At 62.4% G+C, this 3861-nt stretch carries 5 protein-coding genes; all 5 read left to right on the top strand.

The genetic code is table 11. The annotated features are described in order from the left end of the window. The coding region (locus BN13_RS15955) for a type I restriction-modification enzyme R subunit C-terminal domain-containing protein (RefSeq protein WP_048548174.1) at positions 1–360 on the top strand (360 nt) is incomplete at its 5' end. A 47-nt stretch (positions 361–407) separates the two neighbouring features. Next, the gene (locus BN13_RS15950; protein ID WP_162199980.1) at positions 408–1706 is read left to right on the top strand and encodes a restriction endonuclease subunit S; all 1299 of its coding nucleotides are present in this window, start codon (positions 408–410) and stop codon (positions 1704–1706) included. Continuing rightward, the gene (locus BN13_RS15945) at positions 1703–2737 is read left to right on the top strand and encodes a PDDEXK family nuclease (RefSeq protein ID WP_048548173.1); all 1035 of its coding nucleotides are present in this window, start codon (positions 1703–1705) and stop codon (positions 2735–2737) included. The genes BN13_RS15950 and BN13_RS15945 overlap by 4 nt, the downstream gene beginning before the upstream one ends. Then, the gene (locus BN13_RS15940) at positions 2724–3650 is read left to right on the top strand and encodes a restriction endonuclease (RefSeq protein WP_048548172.1); all 927 of its coding nucleotides are present in this window, start codon (positions 2724–2726) and stop codon (positions 3648–3650) included. The genes BN13_RS15945 and BN13_RS15940 overlap by 14 nt, the downstream gene beginning before the upstream one ends. A 13-nt stretch (positions 3651–3663) precedes the next feature. After that, a partial coding sequence (locus tag BN13_RS15935; protein ID WP_048548171.1) for a type I restriction-modification system subunit M N-terminal domain-containing protein occupies positions 3664–3861 on the top strand: 198 nt, incomplete at its 3' end.

Below are 3861 nucleotides of genomic sequence, written 5' to 3'. Positions count from 1 at the left end.
GAAGCCATCGACGTCGACCGCGTCCGCCACAGCGACCGACACACCCTCACCGACCTGGTGTCACTGCTGCGATATACCGTCGGCCTCGACGACGAGCTCGTCCCCTATGCCGCCCGCGTCCAAGAGCGGTATGCCGCCTGGCTGGCTCAGCAGGAACAGTCGGGGACCGAGTTCTCGCCCTTGGAGAGGTGGTGGTTGGACCGCATGGTCGACGTGATCGCGTCCTCCGTCGGCATCACCGCTGATGATCTTGACCGTGCACCCTTCACCGAGAAGGGCGGCGTCGACGGTGCCCTACGGGATCTGGGTGATCGCGCTGAGACCTACCTCGACGAACTCAACGCGGAACTCACCGCGTGAAGGCCGTACTTCCCGGGTGGATGACGGCACCCATTTCCGATCTGACCGTGAAGGCGCAGAAGCTGGATCCAGTTGAGACAGGTCGAGACCAGATTCGGTACGTAGACATCGGATCGCTTGACGGTCCCACAGCTGTGCTCTCCGAAGTACCGGAGATTAAAGCGGCCAAAGCGCCCAGTCGGTGCCGGCAGGTCATTGCTGCCGGCGACACCCTCTACTCGACCGTTCGCCCGTATCTGCGCAAGATCGGCTACGTGGGGAATGCCTTACACGGGGAGTTTGCCTCGACCGGCTACTGCGTCCTGCGTCCCAAGGACGAGATTGACTCGAAGTATCTTTTCTACTTCGTTCAGTCGCAACAGTTCGAGGACCAGATCCTCCCCCTTCAGAAGGGAGTCAGCTACCCAGCAGTGCTCGACCGAGAGGTCAAGGCACAGTTCATCCCTTATCCAGCGCTCACTGTGCAGCGGCGGATCGTCGAGATCCTCGAAGAACACCTTTCCCACCTTGACGCCGCGGCGGACTATGCGTCCGCGGCACTAGCGCGGGCGGCGTCTCTACGCGAGGAACTTATCCGCCGAACCGTCACCGGGGCCGATGTCACGATCCCCCGAAGCGGTTGCGACCTGACCGACGCGGGCACGCAGGACGGCGATCTCCCATCGCTACCTCAAGGCTGGACATGGCGGCGCCTCGGCGACGTCGCCGAGGTCGTGGGCGGCGTGACGAAGGACTCCAAGAAGCAGTCACTGCCAGGCATGGTGGAAGTGCCTTATCTGCGAGTCGCGAATGTGCAGCGGGGTGCTCTGAAGCTCGACGAGGTGTCTTCGATCAGGGTTACACCGCAGAAGGCACAAGCGCTCGAGTTGCGGGCTGGCGACGTGCTACTCAACGAGGGCGGAGACCGAGACAAGCTCGCGCGAGGATGGGTCTGGGAAGGCGAAGTTCCGAACTGTATCCATCAGAACCACGTCTTCCGGGCGCGACTCCGGATCGATCTGGACCCGTACTTTCTCTCGTACACCGCTAACACGCTCGGTGGTCGATGGGCGGAGCGGAATGGCAAGCAGAGTGTGAATTTGGCGTCCATCAGCCTGTCGATGATCCGGCGCATGCCGGTGATCGTGCCGCCCGAGGGTGTCTCGGCCAGGGTCGTGAACGAGTTGCGTGACCGGCTCGAAGAGGTAGATCGGCTGGAAAAGGCTGCTCATCGGTCACAGGCTCATTCCGCCAGTTTGCGACGAGCGATACTCGCCGCAGCGTTCGAGGGGAAGTTGACGGGACGGCATACGGACACCGAAGTAATCGAGGACATGGTTTCGGGCCACGGGAAGGCGATGAGATGAGCGGCGAACTGGTGTATCGAGTCAACGGGACGTCAGCAGTCACCATGAAGACCTCGACGCTCGAGGCCGCCGGCCTCAAGGAGCGACAGCACCTCCAGGAGTGGGTGCTGGCCAACCCGGAGATCTTGGGCGAAGACGTCCTGATCGTCACGAGTGAGTTCGACCAGTGGTTCTCCAAGGAGGGCCGAGACCCGGACCGCCTCGACGTGCTCGGGCTGGGACAGGACGGTCGGCTCGTGGTGGCGGAGTTGAAGCGCGACATGACACCCGATTTGGTCACTATTCAGGCGATCAACTACGCCTCCCGCGCCTCCCGGTTCACCCCTGACATGCTGGCGGACGCCTTCCTCAGCTTCCATCGTGGAAGGCCAGATGCCGTCGGGACTTCCGACGATGCACTCTCTCGACTTCAAGTTCACGCGCCGATGCTGAGCGCCGACACCTTGCGCAACCCGCGAATCGTCATCGTGGCAGGTGACTTCACCCCCAAGGTCACATCGGCGGCGGTCTGGCTGTCCGAGCGGGGAATCGACATCTCTCTCACCCGCGTACAGGCCTACTCGATGGAAGAGGGGCACGTCATCACGGTCTCCCAAGTCTGGCCAGTCCCCCAAGCAGAGGACTTCGTCGTGTCGCCGAGTCGCGTGGCAACGGCGACAGCGACACCTTCCTCCCCAGAGGTCGAGTGGACGCGTGACGATCTGCAGATGTTGAGCTCCTCCGGAGTTTCGGAGACCATCCTCGTCACGATGGACGAGTGCTCTCGGCGGGTGGGGGAGTACGTGGGCGGCGATGAGATCCAGGCCATCACTGGTCGTGCTGCACCCCAGCATCGTGGAGACTTCGGCGGTTTCGGCATCACGCTCAAGCATCGTTTCGGACGGTCGAATGCGCCTTTCTCGGTGAACTATGCGGCTGGCGACACATACCAGCAGTACTACTCGGTGACGCCTGAGATTGCAGCGATCTGGACCGAGTTCCGCGGTCTTGCTCAGGCAGGGAGCGAGGCCGTGCCCGATGACTATTCCTGACTTCCAGACATTGATGCGCCCAGTGCTGGCGCACCTTGCGGATGCCGAGACGCGACGCAGCCGAGACGTCAAGGACGCGATGGCAGATCAGTTCGACCTGTCGGATGACGAGCGCGCGCAGATGCTGCCGAGCGGGCGTCAGCGCACTATGGATAACCGAGTCGGGTGGGCCCTGACGTACCTGCGTCAGGCGGGTCTGGTCGACCAACCCTCTCGAGGGCGCGTGGTCATCAACGCGGCCGGTCGGGACGCGCTGACGACATACCCCGATCGGATCGGCATGAAGGAGTTGGAGGCATATCCGACCTACCTGGCTTTTCGCGATCGAACACGGGAGAAGACCAACACCGACCTCGCTCGCGAGGGCCGCGACGCAACCACAGTCGAAGCCTCTGCCACGCCGTCCGACCTCTTGGCGTTGGCTGTGGCGACGAATCGATCAGCAGTAGAGGGTGAGGTTCTCAAAGCGGCAATGACTCTCTCCCCAACCGGTTTCGAGGACCTTGTCATCGCGCTCCTCGCACGGATGGGATACGGGCGCGCAGGGTCGGTCGAACGCACGAGTGCCTCCGGCGATGCGGGTGTGGACGGGATCATCAGCCAAGATCCGCTGGGTCTAGACCGCATCTACGTCCAAGCGAAACGCTACGCCGAGGATCGCACCATCGATCGACCTAAGATCCACGAGTTCGCGGGCGCTCTGCTCGGCAAACAAGGTGACCGCGGTGTCTTCATCACGACTTCGCGGTTCTCAGCGGGTGCTGTGCAAGAAGCGGAACGGATCAACGCACGCATCGAGCTCATCGATGGGCGACGCCTTGCCGAGTTGCTGGTCACATACGGCGTTGGGGTCCAGGCGGAGGAGACGGTAACGCTCTATCGCTTGGACGAGGACTACTTCGAGAGCCTGTGAGAGAACACGCGCCATGACTGACTCACGACGATTGGTCGACAAACTGTGGTCGTACTGCGACGTCCTCCGTGATGACGGCGTTGGTGTCATCGAGTACACCGAGCAGCTGACCTACCTCCTGTTTCTCAAGATGGCGCACGAGCGCGCCACGCGGAAGCTCCGACCGCAGCAGATCGTGCCGGAGGAGTACTCCTGGCAGAAGCTGCTGGAC

The sequence above is a fragment of the Nostocoides jenkinsii Ben 74 genome, from assembly GCF_001046875.1.
GTDB classification, from domain to species: domain Bacteria; phylum Actinomycetota; class Actinomycetes; order Actinomycetales; family Dermatophilaceae; genus Nostocoides_A; species Nostocoides_A jenkinsii.
Note: the sequence above shows the minus strand (reverse complement) of the source record. Positions and strands in the feature narration are given on the sequence as shown.

What these genes read in the sequence shown, in the direction of transcription:
- BN13_RS15945 (WP_048548173.1), top strand. Translation starts at nt 1,703, where the DNA reads ATGAGCGGCGAACTGGTGTATCGAGTCAACGGGACGTCAGCAGTCACC.
- BN13_RS15940 (WP_048548172.1), top strand. Translation starts at nt 2,724, where the DNA reads ATGACTATTCCTGACTTCCAGACATTGATGCGCCCAGTGCTGGCGCAC.